Genomic DNA, 5,518 nt, shown 5'->3' with positions numbered 1-5,518 from the left:
CGCAGAAATCAATTTTCCACATCCCGGTGGAAAAAATATCCCGGTCCCGGCCGTAGTGGAAAACCTCTGATTCAGCGATTTAATTCCCTCTTTTGCAAAATTTTAACAGCAATGAAAATCTCTCTGCCTTACATTTACATTTAATTCTTAATTTTGCCACTCTTTATGCGGAAATTTTTATTGTACATCAGTGTTCTTGTGGTTATTGTATCTACCTCCTGTAACAACCAGTTACGGAGAATAGAGAAAAGCAACAACTTTGAGAAAAAGTTGGACTACGCGAACCAGCTGTTCCAGAAGAAAAAATACAATACGGCAATAACGCTCTATACCGACCTCGTACAGGTATATAAGGGTACTGATAAGTTTGAGCCTATGTATTATAATTTCGCATATTGTTCCTATTATGTAAAGGATTATGTGCAGGCAGCCTTCCAGTTTAAGAATTACCTGGACCTGTTCCCGAACAGCCCCAGAGCTGTAGAGATAGATTATATGCAGGCATATTGCTACTATAAGCAATCGCCAAAGGTATCACTGGATCAGACCAATACCATGAAGGCCATTGCTGCAATGCAAACCTTCATCAATAACTATCCCACAGCCGATAAAGTGTCGGAAGCCAACCTGGTAATTGAGCTGTGCAGGCGTAAACTGGAAAAGAAAGAGTTCTCCAGCGCAGAACTGTATTATAACCTGGGCTTCTATAAAGCCGCCGGTATTGCCTTCAAAAACCTGATGCGCAACTACCCCGACTCAGATAAAAGCGACAGCTACAAAGTAATGGCCATCAGATCTTATTATAGTTATGCTAAAAACAGTATTCCGGAAAGACAAAAAGAGCGCTACGCAACGGTTCTCGACGAATACCTGGATTTCGCGGATCACTACCCGAACAGCAAATTAAAGCCTGATGCCGAAAAATTTTATACCTTAGCACAAAACAACATAAAAACACTGGATAATGAGCAAATTAAAGCGAAGTCTAACCAGTAGCCTTAATCCCTGGGTAGAAACCAAAAATACTACCGACATTAAGAACAGAACTGGTAATTTATATGAGTCTATTGCCGTGATAGCCAAACGCGCCAATCAGATCAATATTTCCGTGAAAGAGGAGCTCCATTCCAAACTGGAAGAGTTTGCCAGCCATACTGACAACCTTGAGGAAGTGCATGAGAACAAGGAGCAGATCGAGATTTCCCGTTTTTATGAAAGACTGGCAAATCCCGCTATCCAGGCTACTCAGGAGTTCCTGGACAGCAAAATTTATTTCCGCAAGAACGACGACGACTTGTTTAGCTGATCTGCCGCACATTATTTTGTGAGGTGCGTGATTGCGAAAAATAAAAATATTAATTTCATGGCGGCAGAATGATTTCTGCCGCTTTTGTTTTTGTATATGTCCATGGACGCTATCAAAATGCTACAAGGAAAGAAGATCCTGCTCGGAGTGAGCGGCAGCATTGCTGCCTATAAAGCCGCTACCCTTATCCGCCTGCTGGTAAAGGAAGGCGCTGAAGTGAAAGTGGTGATGACCACTGCCGCTGCTGGCTTTATTACCCCACTCACCCTGGCCACCCTCTCTAAAAACGAGGTGCCCCTGAATATCAGTGACCACAATAGCTGGAATAACCATGTAATGCTGGGCCGGTGGGCAGATGTAATGCTCATTGCACCCGCTTCCGCCAATACACTCGCTAAAATGGCCCTGGGCCTGTGCGACAATCTCCTGCTGGCCGTATACCTGTCTGCCACCTGCCCGGTGCTCTTTGCCCCGGCAATGGATGAAGACATGTGGCATCACCCCGCCACCCGCACCAATGTGGATAAACTGATCGCTTACGGTCACCGGCAAATTCCCGTGGAATCCGGTGAACTGGCCAGTGGCCTCTTTGGAGAAGGCCGCATGGCGGAGCCTGAACAGATACTGACCTTCCTTGAACAGCATTTCCGGCAGGAAAACGGAAAAAAAGCACTGAACGGAACCACTGTCATCGTTACTGCCGGACCTACTATAGAACATATTGACCCTGTTCGCTATATCACCAACCACTCCAGCGGCAAAATGGGTATTGCCATTGCAGAGGCCCTGGCGGATGCCGGCGCCGATGTACAGCTGGTACTCGGTCCCACTTCTCAAAAAACAGCCCATCCCGGCATCACTGTAATCCCTGTGCAAACCGCCCAGGAAATGTACGACGCTGTAACGTCCCGCTACCCCGGCGCCGGGATAGTGGTGGCCGCCGCAGCCGTGGCCGATTACCGCCCGGCAAATGTGGCCGATAAGAAAATCAAAAAAGGCGAAGCACAGTTACACATCGATCTTGAAAAAACTCCCGATATACTCCGCTCATTGGGCGATCGTAAAGGGCCACAGCAGCTGCTGGTAGGATTCTCCCTGGAAACGAACAATGAAAAAGAATATGCGCTGAAAAAACTGCGTGAAAAGAACCTGGACCTGATTGTGATGAACTCGCTGGCAGACGCAGGTGCAGGCTTTAATTATGATACCAATAAAGTAACGCTGTTTGACAAAAACGGGAACGAACGCAGTTTCCCTCTCAAATCCAAACAGGCCGTGGCCCAGGATATTGTTTCCGCTATAATCGAATTGCAACATGCCTAATCGTTTCCCGCTGATCCTGCTGCTGGCAGGCGCCTTTTTACTATTCTGCTGCCCTCCCGTTAAGGCCCAGGAAATCAGGGCCAATGTATCTGTAGTAGCCCAACAGATCCAGGGAGTGGACAAAAAAATATTTACAACCCTGCAGAACTCCATCCGGGATTTTCTCAATAACCGCCACTGGGCTGCCGATGCCTTTACACCAGCAGAACGGATAGAATGTAATTTTTTACTGAATATTACCGGAACATCGGGAAACGACAGCTACAAGGGCACACTGACCATACAGGCCACCAGGCCGGTATTTAACAGCAGCTATGTAACCAGCCTGCTGAATATCCAGGATCCCAATGTAGTTTTCCGCTATGTGGAATTTCAGCAGCTGGAATTTAGCGATAACAGGGTGGTGGGCAACGACCCGCTGGCATCTAACTTAACCGCTATCCTGGCGTATTATGTGAATATTATTCTCGGTCTGGATTATGACTCGTTTTCCCCCCGTGGCGGAGACCTGTATTTCAAGAAAGCACTGAATATTGTAAACAATGCACCGGATGGAAAGGAAATTTCAGGATGGAAAGCCTTTGAAGGAAACCGTAACCGTTACTGGTTGCAGGATAATCTCCTCAATGCAAAGTTCCTCCAGTTTCATGACGTAATGTATCAATACCACCGGCAAGGGCTGGACCTGATGTATGACGATGTGATGAAAGGCCGTGCAGCTATTCTTAACTGCCTGAACATGCTTTACTCCATCCACCAAGATATTCCGAACTCCATGCTGATGCAAACCTTTTTCCTTTCAAAAGGACAGGAGTTATTGAAAATATTCTCCCGCGCTACGCCACAGGAGAAAAGCCGTGCAGCGGAACTACTGTCCCAGATGGACGTTCCCAACGCACAAAAATATCAACAGATGAAGTAACCGCTATGATGAATATGATGATGAAATACACCGCACTGGCTTTGATCGTGTTATTTTTGTTCGCCTGCGGGGATGGTGATAAGGTACCGCGTAAGTATCTTTCAAAGGAAACGATGACCGGCATCCTGGTAGATATGTCTATTGCAGATGCCTACAGCAGCGAACAACAGATGCAGGTTACTTATACGCCTAACTTTGATTCGCTCAGGCAGGAAAAGGTGAAGATCTATTACAAGCAGATACTGGACCTCCATAAGGTAAGCGTGAAAGAGTTTATGGAAAGCTACCGGTATTATGAAAGTCATCCCAACAGGTTGAAGGAAGTATTTCAAATGGTACAAACTGATATTGCTGCAAGGAAACAGCGCTTACCCAACCCTGTGGATGAAAATGCACCGCTCCGATTCCGGATGAAAAGCATTTTCCCGTATGCAGACAGCGTGCTATTGCTGCCGAAGGTGGACACAGTCCGCCCTTTTATCAAACGGCAGCCCTAATCTATAAAACACCAAAACATGAACAAAGTAGTAGCAAATGCCGGCGAAGCCATACAAGATATCCGGGATGGCGCGGTACTGATGCTGGGAGGATTTGGTTTGTGCGGGATTCCGGAAAATTGTATCACCGCCCTGGTGGAAAAAGGCGTAAAAAATCTTACCTGCATATCCAACAATGCAGGAGTAGATGATTTTGGTCTTGGCCTGTTGCTGAAAACCCGGCAGATCAGGAAAATGATGTCGTCTTATGTAGGTGAAAATGCAGAATTTGAAAGACAGCTCCTGGCTGGTGAACTGGAAGTAGACCTTATTCCACAGGGAACGCTGGCTACGCGCATCCAGATGGCTGGTATGGGTATTCCCGCTTTTTTCACTCCTGCCGGTTACGGAACTGAAATCGCCGAAGGTAAAGAAGTACGTGTATTCGATGGGAAGCCCCACCTGATGGAACTGGCACTGCATGCCGATTTCGCCATTGTAAAGGCCTGGAAAGGAGATACGCTGGGTAACCTCGTATTCCGTAAAACCACCAGGAATTTCAGCACTTCAATGGCCAGGGCCGGGCAAATTACCATTGCTGAAGTAGAAGAGCTGGTACAGCCCGGAGAGCTGGAGCCCGACCAGATACATGTGCCGGGTATTTATGTACGCCGCATCTTCAAAGGCGGTAACTATGAAAAACGGATCGAACGCAGAACGGTTAAGATCTAGTTCATCAAATTTTCCACTCTCAAATCTTACATTTTATGTCGCTCGATAAATATGGTATAGCCAAAAGAATTGCGCAGGAACTACAGGATGGTATGTACGTGAATCTTGGTATTGGTATTCCTACGCTGGTATCTAACTATATACCCGCCGGCGTTTCTATTATGCTGCAGTCTGAAAACGGGATACTTGGTATGGGACCGTATCCTGTTGCGGAAGACATTGACGCGGACCTGATCAATGCCGGGAAGGAAACAGTGACCTTGTTGCCCGGAGGGAGTTTCTTCGACTCCGCAGAAAGCTTTGGTATGATCCGCGCCGGTAAGGTAGATCTTACCGTATTGGGCGCTATGGAAGTATCCGATACCGGCGATATTGCTAACTGGAAAATCCCGGGCAAAATGGTGAAAGGAATGGGCGGTGCAATGGACCTGGTGGCCTCCGCCAGGAACATTATTGTAGCCATGATGCATACCAATCCCAAAGGCGAAAGCAAACTGCTGCCCGCCTGTACCTTACCGCTTACGGGTGTTAACTGTGTAAAGAAAATTGTGACTGAACTGGCAGTGCTGGACGTAACGCCGGAAGGGTTTAAACTCCTGGAGCGTGCACCCGGTGTTACCGTGGAAGAGATCCGCGCTAAAACTGCCGGGAAACTGGTTATAGATGGGGATATTCCGGAGATGATCACTTAAGGGATATTTCGTATATACTTTACCGTGCCCTGCTTCCTTTCCGGGAGCAGGACATTTTTATTTCCCG

7 protein-coding genes are annotated in these 5,518 nt (G+C 47.1%); all 7 read left to right on the top strand.

Features of this window, described 5'->3' with window-relative positions:
* The first annotated feature begins 165 nt into the window (after window positions 1–165).
* Complete coding sequence (locus tag VN105_RS11680; protein ID WP_325641024.1) at window positions 166–996, top strand: outer membrane protein assembly factor BamD; 831 nt, start codon at window positions 166–168, stop codon at window positions 994–996.
* Window positions 965–1,306, top strand: coding sequence for a DNA-directed RNA polymerase subunit omega (locus VN105_RS11675; RefSeq protein ID WP_079469388.1), 342 nt, complete (start codon window positions 965–967; stop codon window positions 1,304–1,306). Before VN105_RS11680 ends, VN105_RS11675 begins: the two co-directional genes overlap by 32 nt.
* A gap of 102 nt (window positions 1,307–1,408) precedes the next feature.
* Window positions 1,409–2,629, top strand: coding sequence for a bifunctional phosphopantothenoylcysteine decarboxylase/phosphopantothenate--cysteine ligase CoaBC (gene coaBC, locus VN105_RS11670; RefSeq protein ID WP_325641021.1), 1,221 nt, complete (start codon window positions 1,409–1,411; stop codon window positions 2,627–2,629).
* Window positions 2,622–3,551, top strand: coding sequence for a DUF4835 family protein (locus VN105_RS11665; protein ID WP_325641019.1), 930 nt, complete (start codon window positions 2,622–2,624; stop codon window positions 3,549–3,551). The genes coaBC and VN105_RS11665 overlap by 8 nt, the downstream gene beginning before the upstream one ends.
* Window positions 3,552–3,556: 5 nt before the next feature.
* A complete protein-coding gene (locus VN105_RS11660) occupies window positions 3,557–4,048 on the top strand; it encodes a DUF4296 domain-containing protein (RefSeq protein WP_325641017.1) in 492 nt (163 codons plus the stop codon).
* Between the two features lie 18 nt (window positions 4,049–4,066).
* Window positions 4,067–4,759: a CoA transferase subunit A gene (locus VN105_RS11655; RefSeq protein ID WP_325641015.1), complete on the top strand. Its 693-nt coding sequence runs from the start codon at window positions 4,067–4,069 to the stop codon at window positions 4,757–4,759.
* A gap of 35 nt (window positions 4,760–4,794) precedes the next feature.
* Window positions 4,795–5,451 (top strand): 3-oxoacid CoA-transferase subunit B, encoded by a 657-nt coding sequence (locus VN105_RS11650; RefSeq protein ID WP_325641013.1) that lies wholly within the window; start codon window positions 4,795–4,797, stop codon window positions 5,449–5,451.
* The last annotated feature ends 67 nt before the right edge of the window (window positions 5,452–5,518 follow it).

The sequence above is a fragment of the Chitinophaga sp. genome (assembly GCF_035564935.1).
Lineage (GTDB): Bacteria > Bacteroidota > Bacteroidia > Chitinophagales > Chitinophagaceae > Chitinophaga.
Note: the sequence above shows the minus strand (reverse complement) of the source record. Positions and strands in the feature narration are given on the sequence as shown.

Bases quoted from the DNA above. Each gene is read 5' to 3' on its own strand.
- VN105_RS11680 (WP_325641024.1), top strand. From the start codon at position 166: ATGCGGAAATTTTTATTGTACATCAGTGTTCTTGTGGTTATTGTATCT.
- VN105_RS11675 (WP_079469388.1), top strand. From the start codon at position 965: ATGAGCAAATTAAAGCGAAGTCTAACCAGTAGCCTTAATCCCTGGGTA.
- coaBC (WP_325641021.1), top strand. From the start codon at position 1,409: ATGGACGCTATCAAAATGCTACAAGGAAAGAAGATCCTGCTCGGAGTG.
- VN105_RS11665 (WP_325641019.1), top strand. From the start codon at position 2,622: ATGCCTAATCGTTTCCCGCTGATCCTGCTGCTGGCAGGCGCCTTTTTA.
- VN105_RS11660 (WP_325641017.1), top strand. From the start codon at position 3,557: ATGATGAATATGATGATGAAATACACCGCACTGGCTTTGATCGTGTTA.
- VN105_RS11655 (WP_325641015.1), top strand. From the start codon at position 4,067: ATGAACAAAGTAGTAGCAAATGCCGGCGAAGCCATACAAGATATCCGG.
- VN105_RS11650 (WP_325641013.1), top strand. From the start codon at position 4,795: ATGTCGCTCGATAAATATGGTATAGCCAAAAGAATTGCGCAGGAACTA.